General features: G+C 73.3%; 21 protein-coding genes. 10 read left to right on the top strand and 11 right to left on the bottom strand.

The genetic code is table 11. The annotated features are described in order from the left end of the window. Positions 1–39 precede the first annotated feature (39 nt). The 4 genes from ABD296_RS07950 (at position 40) to ABD296_RS07935 (ending at position 3,848) form a co-directional block, all read left to right on the top strand. A complete protein-coding gene (locus tag ABD296_RS07950) occupies positions 40–504 on the top strand; it encodes an OsmC family protein (protein WP_344263107.1) in 465 nt (154 codons plus the stop codon). A gap of 28 nt (positions 505–532) precedes the next feature. Then, positions 533–1,438 carry a LysR family transcriptional regulator gene (locus ABD296_RS07945; protein ID WP_344263105.1) on the top strand — a complete coding sequence of 302 codons (906 nt, stop codon included), beginning with the start codon at positions 533–535 and terminating at the stop codon, positions 1,436–1,438. Positions 1,439–1,548: 110 nt separating this feature from the next. Further along, complete coding sequence (locus ABD296_RS07940; RefSeq protein WP_344263102.1) at positions 1,549–2,712, top strand: alpha/beta fold hydrolase; 1,164 nt, start codon at positions 1,549–1,551, stop codon at positions 2,710–2,712. Positions 2,713–2,828: 116 nt separating this feature from the next. Continuing rightward, positions 2,829–3,848 (top strand): hypothetical protein, encoded by a 1,020-nt coding sequence (locus ABD296_RS07935; RefSeq protein ID WP_344263100.1) that lies wholly within the window; start codon positions 2,829–2,831, stop codon positions 3,846–3,848. On the opposite strand, the gene ABD296_RS07930 is transcribed toward ABD296_RS07935, so the two are convergent. Beyond that, on the bottom strand, positions 3,829–4,410 hold the full coding sequence (locus ABD296_RS07930) for a TetR/AcrR family transcriptional regulator (protein ID WP_344263097.1): 582 nt from the start codon (positions 4,408–4,410) through the stop codon (positions 3,829–3,831). The genes ABD296_RS07935 and ABD296_RS07930 overlap by 20 nt on opposite strands. 72 nt (positions 4,411–4,482) lie before the next feature. Continuing rightward, a complete protein-coding gene (locus ABD296_RS07925) occupies positions 4,483–5,448 on the bottom strand; it encodes a pirin family protein (RefSeq protein ID WP_344263095.1) in 966 nt (321 codons plus the stop codon). A 133-nt stretch (positions 5,449–5,581) separates the two neighbouring features. Between ABD296_RS07925 and ABD296_RS07920 the strand changes: the two genes are divergently transcribed. Further along, positions 5,582–6,631: a lipoate--protein ligase family protein gene (locus ABD296_RS07920; RefSeq protein WP_344263093.1), complete on the top strand. Its 1,050-nt coding sequence runs from the start codon at positions 5,582–5,584 to the stop codon at positions 6,629–6,631. Positions 6,632–6,653: 22 nt separating this feature from the next. Here ABD296_RS07920 and ABD296_RS07915 read toward each other — a convergent pair whose 3' ends face one another. Next, entirely contained in the window at positions 6,654–7,772 is a 1,119-nt protein-coding gene (locus ABD296_RS07915; RefSeq protein ID WP_344263091.1) for a Gfo/Idh/MocA family protein, read from the bottom strand. A gap of 208 nt (positions 7,773–7,980) precedes the next feature. Between ABD296_RS07915 and ABD296_RS07910 the strand changes: the two genes are divergently transcribed. Next, positions 7,981–9,525, top strand: a complete 1,545-nt coding sequence (locus ABD296_RS07910) for a TerD family protein (RefSeq protein ID WP_344263089.1) — start codon at positions 7,981–7,983, stop codon at positions 9,523–9,525. 49 nt (positions 9,526–9,574) lie between these two features. Beyond that, positions 9,575–9,796, top strand: a complete 222-nt coding sequence (locus ABD296_RS07905) for a nitroreductase family protein (protein ID WP_344263087.1) — start codon at positions 9,575–9,577, stop codon at positions 9,794–9,796. A 28-nt stretch (positions 9,797–9,824) separates the two neighbouring features. Here the strand turns inward: ABD296_RS07905 and ABD296_RS07900 are convergent, their stop codons facing one another. The 5 genes from ABD296_RS07900 to ABD296_RS07880 form a co-directional block, all read right to left on the bottom strand. Further along, complete coding sequence (locus ABD296_RS07900; protein WP_344263085.1) at positions 9,825–10,457, bottom strand: HhH-GDP family DNA glycosylase; 633 nt, start codon at positions 10,455–10,457, stop codon at positions 9,825–9,827. A 72-nt stretch (positions 10,458–10,529) separates the two neighbouring features. After that, on the bottom strand, positions 10,530–11,279 hold the full coding sequence (locus ABD296_RS07895; RefSeq protein WP_344263205.1) for a ribonuclease HII: 750 nt from the start codon (positions 11,277–11,279) through the stop codon (positions 10,530–10,532). A gap of 59 nt (positions 11,280–11,338) precedes the next feature. Further along, entirely contained in the window at positions 11,339–11,944 is a 606-nt protein-coding gene (locus ABD296_RS07890; protein WP_344263083.1) for a response regulator transcription factor, read from the bottom strand. Positions 11,945–12,017: 73 nt separating this feature from the next. Beyond that, positions 12,018–13,268: a sensor histidine kinase gene (locus tag ABD296_RS07885; protein WP_344263081.1), complete on the bottom strand. Its 1,251-nt coding sequence runs from the start codon at positions 13,266–13,268 to the stop codon at positions 12,018–12,020. Then, positions 13,265–13,435, bottom strand: a complete 171-nt coding sequence (locus ABD296_RS07880) for a hypothetical protein (RefSeq protein WP_344263079.1) — start codon at positions 13,433–13,435, stop codon at positions 13,265–13,267. Before ABD296_RS07880 ends, ABD296_RS07885 begins: the two co-directional genes overlap by 4 nt. Before the next feature lie 184 nt (positions 13,436–13,619). Between ABD296_RS07880 and ABD296_RS07875 the strand changes: the two genes are divergently transcribed. The 3 genes from ABD296_RS07875 to ABD296_RS07865 all read left to right on the top strand — a co-directional run bounded on the left by ABD296_RS07875 (position 13,620) and on the right by ABD296_RS07865 (position 18,108). Then, positions 13,620–16,214 carry an AAA family ATPase gene (locus tag ABD296_RS07875; RefSeq protein ID WP_344263077.1) on the top strand — a complete coding sequence of 865 codons (2,595 nt, stop codon included), beginning with the start codon at positions 13,620–13,622 and terminating at the stop codon, positions 16,212–16,214. Between the two features lie 47 nt (positions 16,215–16,261). Next, complete coding sequence (locus ABD296_RS07870) at positions 16,262–17,347, top strand: winged helix DNA-binding domain-containing protein (protein ID WP_344263075.1); 1,086 nt, start codon at positions 16,262–16,264, stop codon at positions 17,345–17,347. A gap of 65 nt (positions 17,348–17,412) precedes the next feature. Further along, the gene (locus ABD296_RS07865) at positions 17,413–18,108 is read left to right on the top strand and encodes a histidine phosphatase family protein (protein WP_344263074.1); all 696 of its coding nucleotides are present in this window, start codon (positions 17,413–17,415) and stop codon (positions 18,106–18,108) included. Between the two features lie 25 nt (positions 18,109–18,133). Here the strand turns inward: ABD296_RS07865 and ABD296_RS07860 are convergent, their stop codons facing one another. From ABD296_RS07860 to ABD296_RS07850, 3 genes are read right to left on the bottom strand one after another with little or no spacing between them, the layout of a single operon-like run. Beyond that, positions 18,134–18,982: a 5-oxoprolinase subunit C family protein gene (locus ABD296_RS07860; protein ID WP_344263072.1), complete on the bottom strand. Its 849-nt coding sequence runs from the start codon at positions 18,980–18,982 to the stop codon at positions 18,134–18,136. Beyond that, a complete protein-coding gene (pxpB, locus tag ABD296_RS07855; protein ID WP_344263069.1) occupies positions 18,979–19,593 on the bottom strand; it encodes a 5-oxoprolinase subunit PxpB in 615 nt (204 codons plus the stop codon). Before pxpB ends, ABD296_RS07860 begins: the two co-directional genes overlap by 4 nt. Then, positions 19,590–20,342 carry a LamB/YcsF family protein gene (locus ABD296_RS07850; RefSeq protein WP_344263067.1) on the bottom strand — a complete coding sequence of 251 codons (753 nt, stop codon included), beginning with the start codon at positions 20,340–20,342 and terminating at the stop codon, positions 19,590–19,592. Before ABD296_RS07850 ends, pxpB begins: the two co-directional genes overlap by 4 nt. Between the last annotated feature and the right edge of the window lie 64 nt (positions 20,343–20,406).

Below are 20,406 nucleotides of genomic sequence, written 5' to 3'. Positions count from 1 at the left end.
CAACCGACGGCTCGACTCAACTGACGGGGAGGACGTGCGATGCCCAAGACCCATCACTACGAGGTGACGGTGACCTGGACGGACGACACCGGCACCACTTCCTATCGCGCCTACGACCGGTCCCATGACGTGGGGGCTGACGGAAAGGCGCCGATAGCGGGCAGTGCGGATCCGTCGTTCCGCGGCGACGCGTCCCGGTGGAATCCGGAGGAACTGCTCGTCGCGTCGCTGTCGCAGTGCCACATGCTGTGGTTCCTCGCCCTCTGCGCGGGCGAGCGGATCGTGGTCACGGCCTACACCGACCGCCCGCACGGGACGATGATCGAGACGCCGGACGGCGGGGGGCGGTTCGAGGAGGTCGTGCTGCGTCCCCAGGTGACCCTGGCGGATCCGGCCCGGGCCGGTGATCTCGGGAAGGTGCACGCACAGGCCCACGAGAGGTGCTTCATCGCCAATTCGGTGAATTTCCCGGTCCGGCACGAGCCTGAGACGGTCACGGTCTGATCCAGTCGATGAGTGAGATGCTGGCGCGATGATCGGATCTCGCCAGCTCGAGTACTTCCGGGCCGTCGCACGCGAGCTGCACTTCACCCGCGCCGCCGAGGCGCTGCAGATAGCGCAGCCTGCGCTGTCCCAGCAGATCCGCAAGCTCGAACGGCAACTCGGCATCGCGCTGTTCGAACGCAACAACCATCGCGTGGAGCTGACTCCGGCGGGCGCGGCCCTGCTGGAGCACGCCGAACGGATCCTCGCCGACATCGCGGCGGTGGACGAGGAGATGCGCGGCTGGGCGGGCGGGACGCGCGGCCGCATCCGGCTGGGCGGTGCGCGCGGGCTGACGGCGCGGCTGGCCCGCCTGCTGGCCGCGTTCGCCGCCGAGTTCCCCGGCGTCGTCGTCGAACTGCTCGAGATGAACACCGAGGAGATGGTCGCGGGCCTGCACGGCGGGCGGCTGGACGCGGCGACCCTCGTGCGGCTGCCCCCGCAGGAGGAGGGGCGCCGGCTCGCATCGCTGCCGCTCGGCGAGGAGCCGCTGGTCCTCGTCACGGCGGAGTCGGCGCCGCTGGCGGGCCGCTACCGCGTGCCCGTGCAGGCCCTGGACGGCATCGACCTCGTCTGCTACCCGCAGGGTTCGGTGATCCGGGAGATCGTGCTGTCGGCCTTCGCGGACGCCGGGGCGGCGGCGCGGATCCGGTTCGAGACCCGCGAGTACAGCACGGCGCGGGCCATGGCGAGCGTGGGGCTGGCCGCGGCCGTGATGCCGCGCTCGGTGGCCGAGGAGCCCGGGCTGCCGGTCGGCGTCGTCCGGCTCGACCCGGAGCCGACCTGGGCGCCGTCGCTGGCGTGGCCGGCGGGGCGCCGGCCGGGCCCGGCGCTGGCGGCCTTCATCGCCTTCATGGAACGCCACCCGGAGCTCGCGTCGGTCGGAGGTCCATAAGCATGGCATCTGACCAACAGCTCTTTTATGTCTTGGACATCTGATGCGTCGGCGCGCGACGATCGACGTGTTCCGCACAGCGCGGGGCTAACGGGAACAGGAGCATCACGATGAACCGTGACGAGCGTGCGCGCAGGGCGTATGAGGGCTTGATGGGCGTGCAGGCGGAGAAGGCGTTCGCCGACGTGCGCGCCGTTTCCCCGCAGATGTACGAGACGGTGCTCGAAGGGGCGTTCGGCGGCCCGCTGGCGCGTTCGGAGCTGAGCCGCCGGGAGCGGGAGCTCGCGAGCGCGGCGATCGTGGCGTCGCTCGGGGGCGCCGACCGGCGCCTGGCCAGCCATGTGCGCGGGGCGCTCCACCAGGGGGTCGCACCGCACGAACTGCTCGCGCTCGCCGAGCACGTCGCGGTCTACGCCGGCTTCCCGCGCGCGTTGAACGCGCTGGACGTGGTCAACGAGGTGCTCCAGGAGGCGGGTGCTCCCGGGCAGCCCGCGCTGCACCGCGTCCAGCTGGCCGACCATGAAACCGTCGTGGCGCAGAAGGGCGACCACGGTCCCGCGGTGATCCTTTCCCATTCCCTCGGTGTGGACTGGCGCATGTGGGAGCCGGTCATGGAGCGCCTGTCGCAAGGCCGCCGCGTCTTCGCCTACGACTTCCGCGGCCACGGCGGCGCGGCCGGTGCGCCCCGGCCCTTCACCATGGACGACCTCGCCCGCGACATGGGCGGCGTCCTGGACGCGTTCGACATCGACCGGGCGCACGTCGTCGGGCTGTCCATGGGCGGCGGCATCGCGCAGACGTTCGCGGTGCGCTCGCCGGAGCGGATCGAGTCGCTGGCCCTGCTGGCCACCACCGACCAGGCGTTCGCCGCGTTCGAAGGGCGCGCCCGGTCCGGAGAGGAGGACGGCATGGAGGCGCAGATCGTCCCGACCCTGACGCGGTGGTTCACCGCCCCCGCGCTCGCCACGAACGGGTGGGGCGTGCAGTACGCGCGGGAACTCATCCGGCGCTTCGACCCCGCCGACTGGGCCGCCGCCTGGCGCGCCTTCAAGGACGTCGACGTCGAGGGCAAGCTCGCCGGGCTCCAGGCGCCGACCCTGGTGCTGGTGGGGGAGGAGGACTACTCGACCACGCCCGAGGTCATGTCGGGGGTCGCCGAGCGCATCCCCGGGTCGACGTACCAGGTGCTGCCGGGCACGCCGCACATGCAGACGCTCGAACGGCCCGACCTCGTCGCCGACGCGCTGGACCGCTTCCTTCCCGCCGACCGTTAGAGCGAGATGCGCGGAGGCCGTCCATCGGGGCGGCTCTCCGCGCTCGCCCGTACGGGGGAGCCGAGTGGCCCCCACGGGGGAGGCGGTGCGGCGCCGCCGCCTCGAAACTCTCCATCATGAACGACGGGTTGCACGCGCCGGTAAGCGGAATCGCCACACCGGTCGAGACGGACGGGATCGGCGCCAGATGGACGTCGGTCCGCAAAGCGGCCGGCTACGGCGCCGCCCTCTCACTGTCCCTCTATCTCGCGGTGAAGGTCGTCTGGGTGGTGGCGGCGCTGCTCGGGCACACGCCGTCCGACTTCGGCGACGGCGACTGGATCCTGCTGAACACGGTCACCGTCGGCATGTCGGTCGTCGGCGTCGTCCTCGGGCTGGGCCTGGCGCAGCGATGGGGGCGCCGCGTCCCGGCGCCGCCGCTGGTCTTCTGCGCCTGGACGGGCGCCGGGTTCCTCATCCCGATGATCCCCTACATGCTGCTCAGCGCCTTCGTGGGCGGCGACTCGGGAAGCGGCGGCTCCAGCGGTTCCGGCGGCGGGGACGCCGCGCCGTCCTGGGAGATGATCTTCATCGGGGTGGGGTTCGCGGGCATGGCCGTGGGGCTGGCCGTCGGGCTCCCGATCTACCTGCGGGAAAGGTGGCCGGCCGCGTTCCTCGGACGGGTCGGGGACCACGGGCCGGCCCTCCTCGGGCGATACCGCCTCCGAGCCATGAACGCCCTGGTCGCGGCACTGGCGCTCCTGTGGACGTACTGGGCGGCGGGCGGGACGCTCGGGATCGCGCACCGCGACATGATGAACGCCAACGGACGGCTGCTCGTCGGCAATTCCGCGCTCTGGGCCGTCATCGGCGCCGCCGCGGTCCGGGCGATCGCCGCCGGACGTCCGGCGATGCCCCGGTGGATCCCGATGGCACTGGGCTTCATCGCGTCGGGCTCGCTGTTCGCCTGGGCGGCGTGGAAGCTTCCCTGGGCGCTCCTCCACCCGGGCGGCTATACGCCCGTCGAGTACCCGGCCGTCTCGGTCGTCGAGTACGGGCTGGGCATCACCGCCGGGATCATGATGCTCGCCGCGCTCCTGAACGCGGCGCGCCCGGGTGCCGGCCGGCTCCCGGCCGCTAGGAGCCTCCCGCGATGATCGCCGTCAGGAGAAGGTCGAGGCGGGCGTCGCCGTGTCCTGGTCTCAGCCGGCGCCCGCGCGCGAGGGTGGCCAGGCCGTGCAGCGATCCCCAGGTCACCTCGGCGAGCGTCTCCACGTCCCGCCCGCCCGCAAGCGGCTTCAACGCGGAGACGAACTCGCCGAAGGCCTCCCGCAGGGGCGCGGGCGACTCGCCGGTCCCGAACGTCACGTCGATCTGCTGGACGAACATCGCGTCGTACAGCGCGGGCCGTTCCCGGGCGAAGTCCAGGTAGGCCGCGGCCATGGCGCGCAGCGCCTCCTCCGGCGCCGACCGGCCGGTCCGCGCCTCGCGCAGGAGACCGGCCAGCTCGCCCATCCCGTCCACCGCCACCGCCGCGACGATGGCGTCCTTGCCCTTGAAATGGCTGTAGAGGACCGGCTGGCTGTACTCGACGCGCTCGGCCAGCCGCCGGGTGGTCACCGACTCCCAGCCCTCCGCCTCGGCCATCTCCCGGGCGGCCCTGACGATCAGCCGGTGACGTTCTGCTCGTTCGCGCTCACGGCGTTCTTGTACGGACACACGACGGATCCTAGCATCGCTAGCCAACCGAGCAAAGACAACACTTCGCTCGGCGGCGCAGGACGGACGCGGTCAGCGGACGCGCCCCCGGGGCCTGAGGGGCACGTCGGGAAGCGCCGGCGCCGGGATCGGGGGCCCGTCATAGCCGTGCACGGCGCCGAACCGCTCGCCGGACGTCCAGTCCTCGCGCGCCCGGCGGATCTCCTCGCCCGACCGCGCGACGAAGTTCCACCACATGACCAGCTTCTCCGCGAACGGCTCGCCGCCCAGCAGCACGAGCCCGCTCGCCCCGTCGGCGCGCAACCGCAACTCCCGGCGCCCGCATCCGAGGTACACCATCGAGCCCGGCTCCGCGCGCACACCGTCCACCTCGGTGATGCCCGACATCGTGAGCACCGCGTACTCGAAGTCCGCCTCGACGGGCAGGCGCACGTCGGCGCCGTCCGCCAGGGTGATGTCCGCGCCGACGATGGGGCTGTACACGGTCGCGGGCGAGACCGCGCCGTCGAGTTCGCCGAGGATCACCGTCCCGCCGAAACCGGGGCCCTGCACCACGGGAAGGTCACCGTGGTGCTCGAACGCCGGGTCGGTGCCGCGATGCTCGTCCGGGAGCGCCACCCACAGCTGCGCCCCGTGCAGCGTCGGCGCGTGGTCGCGCGGCGACTCCTCCGAATGCGCGATGGCCCGCCCGGCCGTCATCAGCCCCAGCTCGCGCGGCCGGACGGTCTGCAGGCTGCCGAGGCTGTCGCGGTGCAGCACCTCCCCGGCGTGCAGCCAGCTCACCGTCTGCAGCCCGATGTGCGGATGCGGCGGCACCTGCATCCCGGGCTCGCCCGCGATGTCGTCCGGGCCGTAGTGGTCGACGAAGCACCAGGCCCCGACCATCCGCCGCCCGAGGCTCGGCAGCAGCCGGCGGACGAACGTGCTCTCGCCGAGCGGCACCCGCCGGGGCGGCAGCACCTCGTGCACCGGCCCTCCGGCGACGTCCTCCCGGCCCCCGCACGTGACGGCCTTGGGCCGCACATCAAGATTGCTCACCGCATCGACTCCTTCCTAAGGGCCACGCTACGGAACAGTCTGCGCGCGGCCCCGGCCGGGACCGGCGACCTCCCCTTCCGCTTGGAGCGGAGCGCGGAATCGGGGCAGGGGCGCCGGGGTTTGAAGGAACGTGATGCACGGTGAGTACAAGGTCCCCGGCGGCAAGCTCGTGGTCGCCGATGTCGACGTGGTGGACGGCCTGCTGCGCCGCCCGAGGATCAGCGGCGACTTCTTCATGGAGCCGGACGAGGCGCTGGAGGCCATCGACGCCGCCCTCGACGGGCTGCCCGCCGGCCTGGAGGCCAGGGAGATCGGGGCCCGCGTCCAGACGGAGCTGCCCGCCGGGACGGTGATGCTGGGCATCACCGCCGAGGCCGTCGGCATCGCGGTGCGGCGCGCGGTCGCGCGGGCGTCGGACTGGCGCGACCACGAGTGGCGGCTGGTCCATGAGCCGCCGCAGGGCCCGGCGCTGCACATGGCGCTCGACCAGGTGCTCGCGGAGGAGGTCGGCGCGGGGCGCCGCCCGCCGACGCTGCGGGTGTGGGAGTGGGCGTCGCCGGCGGTGGTCATCGGCAGCTTCCAGTCGCTGCGCAACGAGGTCGACGCCGAGGAGGCCGGACGGTACGGCGTCGAGGTGGTGCGCCGCATCAGCGGCGGGGGCGCGATGTTCGTCGAACCCGGCAACACGATCACCTACTCGCTGTACGCGCCCGCGTCGCTGGTCGCGGGCATGTCGTTCGCCGAGAGCTACGCCTTCCTCGACGACTGGGTGCTCGGCGCGCTCGCCGGGCTCGGGATCCGGGCCTGGTACCGGCCGCTCAACGACATCACCTCCGACGAGGGCAAGATCGCCGGCGCGGCGCAGAAGCGGCTGGCCTCCGGCGCGGTGCTGCACCACGTGACGATGTCGTACGACATCGACGCCGCGAAGATGCTGCGGGTGCTGCGGATCGGCCGGGAGAAGGTGTCCGACAAGGGCATCGCCAGCGCCGCCAAGCGGGTCGACCCGCTGCGGCGGCAGACCGGCCTGCCCCGCGAAGAGATCATCGATCGGATGATCGCGCACTTCCGGAGCCGGTACGGCCTGGCCGACGACCGGCTCACCGACGACGAGCTCCGCCTCGCGGACAAGTACGCGGCCGGCAAGTTCAGCACCCCCGAATGGACCGCCCGCGTCCCCTGACCCGCCCGGCCCGGTCACGGGTTCAAAGGGTCTGGCGCGTCCCGGTCTCGGCGGAACGGCGGACGGCGTCGAGGAGCCGATGCATGTGCAGGCCGGCGTCGAAGTCGGGGACGGTCCGGGCGCCCGTCCGGATGTCCTCGGCGAAGCGGGCGTAGAACTGCGCGACGTTGAGGACCTCGACCGCGCGCGCCTGCTCGGGGACCCACAGGTATTCGTCCGGGATCGGCAGGTCCTCGCGAGGCGATCCGCCGCCCCGAGCGCCGCGGAGCGCCAGCGCGCCGATCTGGACGCCCTCCTTGGCGCCCGGGCCGGGGGAGACGAGGGCGAGGTCCCCGTCGGTGCCCGCGATCTCGATCCGGGTGCGGGCCCCGGTGACCTTCGCGTCGTGCACGTGCACGGAGGCGGTGGCGCCTCCGGCGAGGACCGCGCCCACGACGATCTGGTCGGGGGTGTCGACCTTGACCGCCTCGTTCGTGCCGGTCACGGGGTACTCGGTGCGCTGAACCGACAGTTCCGCCGACAGGGCCGTGACGTTCCCGGCGATGTACTCCATGGCGTCGAGCGTGTGGCCCGCGCCGACCTCGAGTGAGCCGGCGCCGTTCGCCCTGTCGAACGTGTAGGCGGCCCAGGCGGGGATCTCCCCTCCGCCGGCCTTGCCGCGCGCCGCGTAGACGTTGACGGAGGTCACCCGGCCGACGTATCCGTCGGCGACGAGGTCGCGCGCGTACTGCACGGCGGGGGAGAAGCGCGCTTGGAGGCCCACCGCGTGCCGCACGCCGTTGCGCCGCGCGAGGTCCAGCAGGCCCTCGGCCTCCGCGGTGTCGAGCGCCAGGGGCCACTCGCAGTAGACGTGCTTGCCCGCGTCGAGCGCCGCCCGGACCAGCGCGTCGTGCGCCGGCACCTTGACGGTGATCACCACCAGGTCGACGTCGGGATGCGCGGCGAGTTCCCGGGCGTCGGTGAAGGCGTGCGGGACGCCGAACCGGTCGGCCGCCGCGCGGGCGCTGGCGGCCCGGCTGGTGCCGACGGCCGTGACCTCGTAACCGGGCAGCGCGTGAAGGGCGGGGATGTGCGCCCGCGCGGCCCAGCCCCGGTCGGGGTTCGCGCCGACGATGCCGACCCGGATGCTGCCGTCTGCCATCAGAACCTCCCACGAGAAGCGGACTTGTCTCGTCCGCTTCCAGGAGGCTAGCGCAACCGGACGCCACTCGTCCACTTAAAAGGACGATGCGGGTCCGGTTGTCGCGCCGGAACTCCCCGGCCGTGTCGTGCGTCCACCTCACATGCAGGTCGCGGTGCCGCGGGTCGGCCCGTAGGTTGGTCACGTCGGCCGATGACGAGGAGCGTTAATGTCCATGCAGAAGGGCGCCAACACCGCGGTGCCGGTTCCCGCGGTCCGCGTGGAGGTCGGGTGGCAGAGCGGCCCGGGCGTGCCGGACGCCGACGCGTCGGCGCTGCTGCTGGCCGAGTCCGGCCGGGTGCGCTCCGACGACGACTTCATCTTCTACAACCAGCCGGCGCACGCGTCCGGCGCGGTCCGGTACGAGGGCAAGCAGCAGGGGCCGACGACGGTGGACGCCCTGTCGGTGGACCTCGGCCGCGTCGAACCGGCCGTCGAGAAGATCGTGATCGCCGCGTCCTCGGACGGCGGGACGTTCGGCCAGTTCCAGGGGCTGTACGTGCGCGTCGCGGACGCCTCCGGCGGTACCGAGGTCGCGCGCTTCGACAGCCCCGGCGCCACGAGCGAGACCGCGTTCGTGCTCGGTGAGCTGTACCGGCGGCAGGGCGGATGGAAGTTCCGCGCGGTCGGGCAGGGATACGACACCGGGCTCGCGGGCCTGGCCACCGACTTCGGCATCACGGTCGACGATCCCGGCCAGGCGTCCGCGCCGCCGCCTCCGCAGACCCAGGCGCCCGCCCCGCCGCCGCCGGCGGCCCCTCCCGCCCCGCCGCAGCCGCAGGCGCCGCCACCCGGCCAGTACGCGCCTCCCGGCGGGCAGTACATGCCGCCGCCTCCCGGCCAGTACGCCCCGCCGCCGGCCCAGCCAGGCCAGTACGAGCAGCCAGGCCAGCCAGGCCAGTACGCGCCGCCGCCCGACCAGTACGCGCCGCCTCCGCCGCCGGGCGGGCAGTACATGCCGCCGCCCCCGCCGGGGCAGCCGGGGCAGTACGCGCCCCCGCCGCCGCCCGGATACGCGCCTCCGCAGGGGCCTCCGCAGGCACCGCCTCCCCAGGCCCCGCCGCAGGCGCCGGCTCCGCAGGGCGGGAAGATCTCCCTGACCAAGAACCAGCCGTCGGTGTCGCTCACCAAGCACGGCGCCACCTCGGGGCACATGCGGGTCAACCTCAACTGGACGGCGCGCGAGGGCGTCGCCAAGGGGCGGCTCGGCAAGCGCCGGCGCGGCGTCGACCTGGACCTCGACCTGTGCTGCCTCTGGGAGCTGCAGAGCGGGCGCAGGGGCATCATCCACGCGCTCGGCGACATGGGCGCGCTGGACCGCCCGCCGTTCATCCGGCTCGACAAGGACGACCGCACCGGCGCGATCGAGACCGGTGAGAACCTCACCATCAACCTCGACCACACCGCCGACTTCAAGCGGATCCTGGTGTTCGCCGAGATCTACGACGGCGCCGACGACTTCCGCGGCCTGGACGCGATCGCGACGCTGTTCCCGGTGAACACGGCGCCGATCGAGATGCGCATGGACGACTGCGTCGACGGTTCCCGCGACGCCGTGCTCGCCCTCATCGAGAACGTGGGCGGGGAACTGGTGGTGCGGCGCGAGGGCCGGTTCGTGATGCCGCCGCCGGGCCGCCCGCGCTGGGGCAAGATGGCGGTCGACGAGGCGTACGGCTGGAACCTGGAGTGGGTGGCCGCCCGCGGCAAGGACTGACCCGACCCGCGAGCACCCGAGCAGCCCCGCGGATGCCGGAGCCCTACCGGTGATTCTGGCGTTTCTTGCCGATCTGCTGGCCGGGCTGCATCAAACGGGCCTGGCGACGCTCACGCATACGCCGAGCCCGATGCGGTTCCTGAACGAGGTGTGCGAACGGCCGCAGGAGGAACGCGCGTACGTGGTGATCCTCGTGGGCTACCCGGCGGACGACGCGATGGTGCCCGACATCGGCAAGAAGCCGGTCGACGAGGTCGTCGTCCGCCTCTGAGGCCCGCGGCGGCCGGCCGGAGGGGTTCTCAGGCGGCCTTGACCGTGTCGGCGAGCTTCTTGTCGCGGGCCACCCGGACCAGTGCGGCGCTGAGCCGCGCGAGGTCCTTCTCCGGCACCTTGGAGGCGAGCTTCCCGGCGTCGGTGGGCAGCCCCAGCCGTTCCGCGCCCTTCTTGACCTGGCCGTCGACGTAGGGACGCAGCCACGGCCAGATCGCCTGCGCCTCCCGGCAGAAGATGTCCACGCCGGTGGGGCCGATGCCCGGGAACTCCCTCAGCAGCTCCGCGGCCTTGCCGGAATCGCGTCCGGCCTCGATGGCGAGCTTGCGCAGATCTCCCTTGTACTTGTCCTGGACTATGTCGGCCGCCTCGCCGAGCCGTGTCGCGGTGCTCTCGTCGTAGCGCACGTAGTGGCCGCGTCCCAGCGCGTCCACGCGTTCCTGCCAGGTCAGCTTGGCCATGCCGCGGGCCGTCCCGCCGCCCGCCTCGAACAGCTCCCGCGCTGCCGCCAGCGCGATCTCCGACGAGATACGGGCGCTCAGCAGGTTCGCCAAGACGAGCAGCTTGAACAGTGCCGCCGGCTGGTCCTTCAAGGGGATCCCGGCCTCTTCGGCGAACGTCTCTCCGGACTCGTGCAGCAGCTTCCTGACGACGGCGTCCATGGCTTGCACCTCCCGTAGAGCGACGCTTACCCGGACCGGCGGGGATGACTCATGGCCCGCGCGCGGGCCACGTCACAGGAGGCTGAGCTGCCCCTCTCCGGCGAGCGGGTCGCGGTGCTTCTTCAGGTGCCGCCACTGGGCCAGATCGTCCAGATACGACCAGGAGAGCCGGTGGTGCGGTGTGGGTCCGGACTCCTCCAGGGCCCGCTGGTGGACGGGTGACGGGTATCCGGCGCTTTCCGCGAACCCGTATCCGGGGAAGTCCTTATCGAGGTCCGCCATCAGGCCGTCCCGGTGGACCTTCGCCAGGACGGACGCCGCCGCGACCGTCACCGACCGCTGGTCGGCCTTGATCTCGCAGCGCACCCGCCACGGGCGGCGCAGGAAGTCGTGCTTGCCGTCCAGGATCACCACGTCGGGCGGCTGGGGCAGCGCCTCCAGCGCGCGGACGGCGGCGCGGCGCAGCGCCTCGGTCATCCCGACCTCGTCGATCTCCTCCGGGGAGGCGGCGCCGATCGCGTGCCCGGCGAGCCATCCGGACAGCACCTCGGCGAACGACGCGCGGTGCGCCGCCGTGAGCAGCTTGGAATCGGTCAGCGCGACGGTCCGCTCACCGCGCCCGCGCAGCACCGGCGGCGCGCTCAGATCGGTCACCGCCGCGCACACCACGACCGGGCCCGCCCACGCGCCGCGGCCGACCTCGTCCACGCCGGCGATCCGGACCGGACGGCCGCCGTCGGCGAGCGCGGCCCGCAGCTCGTCCTCGATCTCGTAACCGGCGGCGCGGGGGACGGCCCCGCGCGCGGGCCGGGCGGGATCCAGGCCGGGCAGTGCGTCGGCGGTGCCGGTGGCGGAGCGGTCCTCAGGGACGTGTTCGGTGGTCACAGCCAGCCATTGTGGCGGGCCGTCCCGACCGCCTCGATGCGATTGCGCGCACCGGTCTTGCCGATCGCCGCCGACAGGTAGTTGCGGACGGTGCTCTCCGACAGGTGCAGGCGCCCGGCGATGTCGGCGATGGTCGCACCGTCGGACGCGGCGGACAGCACGTCCCGCTCCCGCTCGGTCAGCGGGTTCGGGCCGACCGACAGCGCCGCCGTCGCGAGGGCCGGGTCGACGACCCGCTCGCCGGCCAGCACCCGCCGGAGCGCGGAGACGAGCTCCTCGATAGGGCCGTCCTTCACCAGGAACCCGCTCGCGCCCGCCTCCATCGCCCGGCGCAGGTAGCCGGGGCGGCCGAAGGTGGTGACGATCAGCACCTTGCAGGCGGGCAGCTCGCGCCGCAGGTCGGCCGCGACGTCGAGGCCGCTGCGGCTCGGCATCTCGATGTCGAGCACCGCGACGTCCGGGCGCGTCCGCAGGGCCTCTGGAAGCACCTGCGCGCCGTCCCCGACCTGCGCGACGACCTCCAGGTCCTCTTCGAGGCCGAGCAGCAGCGCCAGCGCGCCGCGCATCATGCCCTGGTCCTCGGCGAGCAGAACTTTGATCACGGGTCTCCTCCCGGCCCCATTGTCCACCGGCGCCGCGGTGACCGGCGCCGCGTCCCGACGCAGCCCGGTCGGTTCAAATCGGTACGGTCGCCGTCAGCAGGAATCCGCCGCCGGGAGCCGGCCCCGTCCGCAAGGTGCCGTCGGCGGCGGCCATCCGTTCCGCCAGCCCGCGCAGCCCATGCCCACCGGGGCCCAGCGAGAGCCCATCGGGTCCCATGCCGGGGTGGTCGCCGTTGTCGCCGCCTGGGGCGACCGTGTCATGCGGCGCGCGAGTGCCGGCCCGCCCGCCGGGGCCCGCCCCGTCGTCGCCGATCTCCAGGACGGCGCAGTCGCCGTCGTTGCGGACAGTGATGCGGCAGTGCCGGGCTCCGCTGTGCCGGATGACGTTGGTGACGCCCTCCCGCACCGCCCAGCCGAGCAGCGCGTCCGGTTCCGGCGGCAGGGGCGGGCCGGCGCGCCGGACGGTCCCCTCCACACCCGAGTCGGCCAGCGCGGTGAGCGCCGCGTCGAGCTCCTCGGCGAGGCCGCGGCCCCGGTATCCGGACACGGCCTGGCGCACCTCGCCGAGGGCCTGCCGCCCGACGCTCTCGATGTCGGCGGCCTGCTCGGCGGCCAGCCCGGGATCGCGCCCGGCGACCAGCCGGACGGCCTGCGCCTTGACGACCATCAGCGACAGGGTGTGGCCGAGCAGGTCGTGCAGGTCCCGGGCGAAGCGGAGCCGCTCCTGCTCCACGGCCGCCTTGGCCAGTTCCTCGCGCGCTTCGCGGAGCATGCGGATGACGGCGAACAGCCGCAGGACGACCGCCGTCACCAAGGCCGAGGTGACCACGGCGTACCAGTTGCCCAGCACCGTCGAACTGTCGTCCCCTCCCGCCGACGAGACGACGACGGTCAGCAGCGAGACGCCTCCGACGCCGATGAGCATCGGAAGTTCCGGGCCCTTCGTCTGGCGGGGCATATGGCCCACGACGATCCCGGTGGCCAGGCCGAGGAGCGGCCATAGCGTGAACCAGCGGTGCTGGAAGGCGGTGGTGGCGGCCGAGGCCAGACCGGCCTCCACCAGCAGCAGGCCCACCGGCACCTTCATCGGCACCCGACCGTCGAACGCGGTGCGGGCGACGCCGACGTGCACCGCCGCGAACACGATGAGGGCGGGGACGGCCAGCCACATCGGATGCGACCGGCCGGCGATGATGTCGCGCAGCGGCCACGCGAGGATGATCAGCCAGAAGACGAACGCGTCCCCCTCGGGACCGTCGCGGTCCAGCTTGTCCACGTCCAGGTCGGGTGTCCGCCTGGGCGGGACGTCCTTCCAGAGCTTCACCCTGCGCTCTCCTCGCTCACGCGGAAACCGTACGCGGCGGAGACGGTCCGGCCTGCGCGCACGGCCTGCTCCGGGGCGGTCCCCAAGGTCGTCACCGTGCCGGAGTCGGGCTGCAGCAGGCCGAGGAGCAGGCCCGCGCCGGTCGTTACCTCGGTCTGGACTGTCATGACGGCGACGCTACGGATTTCACCGCGGTGCGCTGCAGAGCCGAACCTCTCCTTTTGGACGGGACAAATGTCCTGGTCTTCCGGGGGAGTGAACAGGACTCTCAACCGGGCGGCGTCGTCAGGAGTCAACGAACGCGGCGCGGGGAGTCCCCTTCCGGCCGGTCCTGCGCTTTACTCGCTTTTGATGGCTTTGTTTGGCAGGTCCCGCTCCCGCCCGGCGAAGGACGCCGCGGCACGGGATCTATTCGAGCGCCTGCGCTGGCGCTACTTCCAGGTGCCGGCGGGGCTGCGCTTCCTGGGCGGCGTCCTGCTGGTCGCGCTGGTGCTGGCGGCGATGGTCGTCCTGGACGGTCCCGTCCTCGGCACGGCGGCGTTCGCGGTGATCCTGCTCATCGTCGTCCATCTGACGCTGCGCTCGCCCACCGGGATGGCGGTCGTGGCGGTCGTCGCGTCATGGCTGGCGCTGTCGGTTCCGCTGGCCGGGCTGTACCCGGACGAGGGACGTCCGCCCTACCTGAGGCCCGAACTGCTCCTCGGGCTGCTCGCCCTGCCGGTGGCGTTCCTGGCCTTTCGCCTGCGCGGGTACGCGCCCTGGCGGACCGCGCTGCTCGCACTGGTCGCGGCCGGCATGGCGACGGCGGCGATCGCGCATCCGCTTCCGCAGGCGAGCGTCCTGCCGGGGTGGGCCGCCGCCTTCGCGGTGCTCGCCTACCGCTGGGACCAGGCGCGGCGTGCCGTGCCGGCCGAGGCGTACGAGACCGGCTGGGTTCAGGAACAGGCCACCCCGAAGGGGGACGGAACGGTGGGATCTCGTCGTAACCCCTCCGGCCCGGACCGGCGCGACCGGCCCGACCGGCGCGGCGGCGGGGGCGCGGCGCGGCCCTCAGAGGGCCCCTCGCGCGACGACGCGCCCGGTTCGGCCGCCGGGGCCGCGGCCGCCGAGGCGGCGGTCCAGGGGCAGCGTGCGGCCGCGCAGACCGCGGACACCGCCGCGGTCCCGGAGTCCCGCGCGCCCGCCGACGCCCGCGGGACGGACGAGCCGGGCATCTCGGTCGCGGAGGCGCTCGCCGAGCTCGAGGCCATGATCGGGCTGGAGCCGGTCAAGCGGCAGGTCCGCTCCATCGCCGCCTCCATCGAGGCCGCGCACATGCGCGCCGCCGCCGGGGTCCCCACCGAGAAGCCCATGCGGCATTTCGTGTTCGTCGGCCCGCCCGGCACCGGCAAGACGACGGTCGCCCGCGTCCTGGCGAAGATCTTCTACGCGTTCGGGCTGCTGCCCGAGCAGACGGTGGTGGAGGCCCACCGCGCCGACCTCGTCGGCGAGTTCCTGGGCGCCACCGCCATCAAGACCAACCGGCTCGTCGACTCCGCCCTGGGCGGGCTGCTGTTCATCGACGAGGCCTACGCGCTGGTCAACTCCGCCGAGGGCCAGCCCGACCGGTTCGGCGACGAGGCCGTGCAGGCGCTCCTCAAGCGCGCCGAGGACGACCGCGACAACCTGGTGATCATCCTCGCCGGGTACGACGCGCAGATGGAGGAGTTCCTCGGCTCCAACCCCGGGCTCGCCTCCCGCTTCGGCACCCGCGTGCACTTCCCGTCCTACCGGCCCGCCGAGCTGCTCCGGATCGCCGAGTACCACACGGAGCTCCGCGAGGACCGGCTGTCGCCCGAAGCGCGGAGCCTGCTCTCCGTGCGCTTCGAGGAGGTCGAACGGCGCGGCATCGTCGACGAACTGGGCAACGGACGGTTCGTCCGCACGCTGGCCGAGGCGGCGGCGCGCGCGCGGGACGTGCGGGTCGTCGGCGCCGTCTCCTCCTCCGGCGAACCGGCCAGGCCCACCGCCGACGACCTCGTCACCCTGCGCGAGGAGGACGTCGAGACCGCCTTCGCCGAGGTGACCGAGCGGTACCGGGGCTACGCCGAGACGCCGACGCTGGACGAGGCGCTCGGCTCCCTGGACTCGATGATCGGGCTGGAACCGGTGAAGCGGCAGGTCCGCGAGATCGCCGCGCAGCTCCAGGTGGCGCGGATGCGCCGGGACCAGGGCCTGGTGACCCGGCCGCCGACGCGGCATTTCGTCTTCACCGGGCCGCCCGGAACCGGCAAGACGACGGTCGCGCGGGTGCTCGGCCGGATCTTCGCCGCGTTCGGCCTGCTTGCCCGGCCGCAGGTGGTCGAGGCGCAGCGCGCCGACCTCGTGGGGGAGCACCTGGGCGCGACCGCCCTGAAGACCAACAAGGTGGTCGACTCGGCGCTCGGCGGCGTGCTGTTCGTCGACGAGGCGTACGCGCTGACCAACCCGGGTTACTCGGGCGGTGACGCGTTCGGCGCCGAGGCGGTGCAGGTCCTGCTGAAGCGGGCCGAGGACGACCGGGACCGGCTCGTCGTCGTGTTCGCCGGATACGAGGCCGACATGGACCGCTTCCTCTCGTCCAATCCGGGCCTCGCCTCGCGTTTCGACGTCCGGGTGGATTTCCCGTCCTACGGCCCCGACGAGTTGCTGCGCATAGCGCAGCTCATAGCCGAACAGGGCGGCGACCAATGGGAGGAGCGCGCGCTCGACGACCTCGCCTTGGTCTTCCAGCGCGTCTGCGGGACGGGCCGCATCGATGAACTCGGCAATGGCCGCTTCGCCCGCTCGCTGTACGAGAAGGCGTGTGCGTGCCGGGCCCTGCGGGCTGCGGGGCTCGGCTCCGCCGCGACCGCCGACGACCTGACGGTGCTGACCACCGACGACGTGCGCGACGCCTTCGCCGAGCTCTCGCACCGCCTGACCTGACGTCCGGTGCGGCCGATTCTGTCGGCCGTTCGCGGTGTAATCGGTGGATGACCTCGGTTACGTGGGCGCAGGTGCTGGCCTGGCGGATGCGGCGCCAGTTCATCGAAACGCCAGGCGATGCGTCCGCCGTTGACATCGCGCGGCGGCTGGCGGGCGTGCAGGCGCAGGTCGCCTCCGCCGCCGGGCTGGCGGTGGCGGTTCGCCAAGCGGCGCCGGAGCCGGGTGAGGTGACCCGCGCGGTGCTGGACGAACGGACGCTCGTCAAGACGTGGGCCATGCGCGGCACCCTGCACCTGCTGCCGGTGGACGAGGCCGCTGCCTACCTGGTGCTGTGCGCGGCGATCCGCAACTGGGAGAAGGGCAGCTGGCAGCGGAACTTCGGCGCCACCCCCGCCGACCTGGACGCGATCGCCGCGGCCGCCGCCGAAGCGCTCGCGGGCGGCGGGGCGCTCACACGCGAGGAGCTGACCGCCGCCGTGGTGGAGGAGACCGGTTCCCGGCATCTCGCGGAGGTGCTCGGCTCCGGATGGGGCACGCTCCTCAAGCCGCTGGCCTGGTGGGGCGTCCTCTGCTTCGGGCCGCCGCAGGGAACCCGGGTCACGTTCACGTCCCCCGCACATTGGGTGCCGGGATGGAAGGGCCTGCCTCCCATGGACGAGGCCGCCCGCACGGTCGTGCGCGCCTATCTCGGTGCGCACGGTCCGGCGACGCCGGAGATGTTCGACAACTGGCTCATGCGCAAGGGCAACCGGAAGAAGGATGTGAAGAGCTGGTTCGCCGCCGCCGAAGACGGGCTTTCCACGGTGGAGGTGGAGGGCGTCCCCATGCACATCTTGGAAGAGCACCGCGAAGAGCTGCTGGACACGGCGCCCGCCACCTCCGTCCGGCTCCTGGGCGCGTTCGACCAGTACGTCCTCGGCGCGGGCACGAGCGCCACCTACCTGATACCGGTGGAGCACCGCGCCGAGGTGAGCCGTGCGGGTGGATGGATCTCACCGGTCGTCCTGCATGAGGGGCGCGTCGCCGGGGTGTGGGAGATGAAGGACGGCGATCCGGCGGTGACCGCGTTCGAGGACGTTCCCGCCGGCCTCCTCGAAGCCGAGACCGCCCGCCTGCGGCGGCTGGCGGCCTGACGCGCGGGCCTGCGGAGCACCCCCGGCGTGGAGCGGCCGCCGGGCGCCCGCATAAGGTGCCGTTCGTGGACGAGCGGGAAGAGCCGGTCGAATACCGGCAGAAGCGTTACCAGCCGCCGGAAGGCGCGACCGAGCTGCTGCTGATCCGGCACGGTGCCTCCGCGCCGGCCCGGCCTGGCGCGCCGTTCCCGCTGGTGGACGGCCAGGGCGACCCCGACCTGGCGCCCGAGGGACGCGAGCAGGCCGACCGGGTCGCCGAGCGGCTCGCCTCGACGCGGCTCGACGCCGTCTACGTGACCACGCTGCGCAGGACCGCGCAGACGGCCGCGCCCCTGGCGCGCAAGCTCGGGATCGAGCCGAAGGTCGAGCCCGCCCTGCGCGAGGTCCACCTCGGCGAGTGGGAGGGCGGCCTGTTCCGCAAGATGGTCGCGGAGAACAGCCCGGTCGCCCAGCGCATGCTCGAGGAGGAGCGCTGGGACGTCATTCCCGGCGCGGAGAGCGACGAGGCGTTCGCCGCACGGGTCCAGGAGGGCCTGGCGCGGGTCGCCGCCGCCCATCCCGGCGGGTGCGTGGCGGTGTTCACCCACGGCGGCGTGATCGGGCAGGCGCTCGCGGCCGCCGCCGGGTCCAGGCCGTTCGCGTTCCTGACCGCGGACAACGGGTCGATCTCGCGGCTCGTGTGGGTGAACGGCGTGGCGTCGGTCCGCGGATTCAACGACGTCTCGCACCTGGACTGGTCCGCGCCCGCACCGCTGTCCTGAGCGGGCCGTTCAGACGGGAGCCGCCTCAGCGGCGGAACCGGACGCGCTGCCCCGGCCGCAGTTGCGCCGCGTCCGGCACGGACGCCGAGGCCAGCACCGCGATGACCGGGTAGCCGCCCGTCGTGGGATGGTCGGCCAGGAAGATGATGGGCAGGCCGCTGGGCGGCACCTGGATCGATCCGGTGACCATGCCCTCGCTGCCGAGCTCCCCGTCCCGCGCCCGGGCCAGCGGCGGTCCATCGAGCCGCACGCCCACGCGGTTGCCCTCCGGCGACACCCGGTAGGGCGCCGACGTGAGCGCGGCCATCGCGTCCTCGGTGAACCAGTCGCCCCGTGGACCGGGCAGGACGCGCAGGACGGGAGTGTCGATCGGTGACGGGGCCGGGGCCACGTCCACGGTGATGGAGCCCAGTCCCGACATCGGGCCCGTCGGAAGCCGGTCGCCGGGCGCCAGCGGAGCCGGGCCGAGACCGGACAGCAGATCGGTGGACCGGCTGCCGAGCACCCGGTCGACCGTTATGCCGCCGCGCACGGCGAGGTAACTGCGCAGACCCGACGTGGGGGTGCCGAGCTCCACCACACCACTACGCCGCACATGACACGGCGCGTTCGTTCCATGCGCGCGCCCGTCGATGCGCACGGGCAGCGGCGCGCCGGTGACGGCCACCCAGGCGTCCTTGTGGAAACGCAACAAGCCGCCGCCGAAGGTGAACTCCACGCACGCCGCGCCTTCCGGATTGCCGACGAGCCGGTTGGCGAGCCGCAGGGCGCGCTCGTCGGCCGCGCCCGAATGCGGGACGCCGAGATGGGCGAGGCCCGGCCTGCCGAGGTCCTGGACGGTCGCCAGCGGGCCGGGCCGGACGACCTCGATCAAGAAGGCTCCTCGGGGACGAACCGGACGCGCGTGCCCGGCCGCAGCAGGGACGGGGGATCGCGCGTCACGTCCCACAGCGGCAGGGAACTCCGCCCGAGCAGCCGCCATCCGCCCGGCGACCGCGACGGGTACACCGCCGCGTACGGACCCGCGATCGCCACCGAGCCCGCCGGGACGGCGGTGCGCGGTGACTCGCGGCGCGCCACGTGCAGCGCCGGATCCAGGCCCGTCAGGTAGCCGAAGCCGGGGGAGAAGCCGAGGTAGGCGACCGTGTACGAACCGGACGCGTGCCGCCGGACGACCTCGTCGCGCGGCAGGCCGGTCAGGCGCGCCACCTCGTCGAGGTCCTCGCCGTCGTAGACGACGGGGATCTCGACCGGCTCCGCGTCGCCCTCCGCGTCGGCGGGCAGCGGCAGGTCCGGCAGGCGGGCCGCGAGCCGGTCGAGGTCGGCCGAGGGATCGGTCACCACCAGGACGGTCTGCTCGCCCGGGACGACGTCCACGACGCCGGGCCAGGACGCCTCGCGCAGCGCCGCGTTCAGCCGGTGGGCCGCCGCCAGGTCGCCGGTCTCCACGAGCAGGGCCGCGTCACCGGCCCTCAGCACTCTCACGCGAACGGCTCCAGCGCGACCCCCGCGCCGGACAGCGCGGACCGGACCGCCTGTGCGAGCGCCACCGCGCCCGGTGTGTCACCGTGCACGCAGATAGAGCGCGCCTTGAGCGCGACCTCGCTTCCGTCCACGGCGACGACCGTTCCCTCCACGGCCATCCTCACGGCCCGCTGCACGACGGCGTCCGTATCGTGCACCACGGCGCCCGGCTCACGACGGGACACGAGCCCGCCCTCCGGCGTATAGGCGCGATCGGCGAAGCACTCGGCGACCACGGTCAGTCCGTCGGCGACCTCGTGCACGGCCGATCCGGGAAGCGTCAGCAGCGGAAGTTGCGGATCGTAGGCGCGCACCGCGTCCGCCACCGCCGCGGCCTGCACGGCGTCGCGGGCGATCCGGTTGTACAGCGCGCCATGGGGCTTCACGTAGCTCACACGGCCGCCCTCTGTGCGCGCTATGCCGTCCAGTGCCGCGAGCTGGTACAGGATCTCGGCGGTGAGCTCCGGTGCGGCGACGTCCATCTCGCGGCGCCCGAACCCCGCCAGGTCCCGGTAGGAGACCTGGGCGCCGATGGTCACGCCGCGTTCCGCCGCCGCGGCGCACACCCGCCGCATGATGAGCGGGTCGCCGGCATGGAACCCGCAGGCGACGTTCGCGCTCGTGATGACGTCGAGCAACGCCAGGTCGTCGCCCAGCTCCCAGATGCCGAAGCCCTCACCGAGGTCGGCGTTGATGTCGATGACCGCCATGCCCAAGACCTACCACGCCCGGGAGCCGCCACCGGTCGCGCGGTCCGCCGCCGCCCTGCCGCCT

The organism is Actinomadura napierensis (assembly GCF_039529375.1).
Taxonomy (GTDB): Bacteria; Actinomycetota; Actinomycetes; order Streptosporangiales; family Streptosporangiaceae; genus Spirillospora; species Spirillospora napierensis.
Note: the sequence above shows the minus strand (reverse complement) of the source record. Positions and strands in the feature narration are given on the sequence as shown.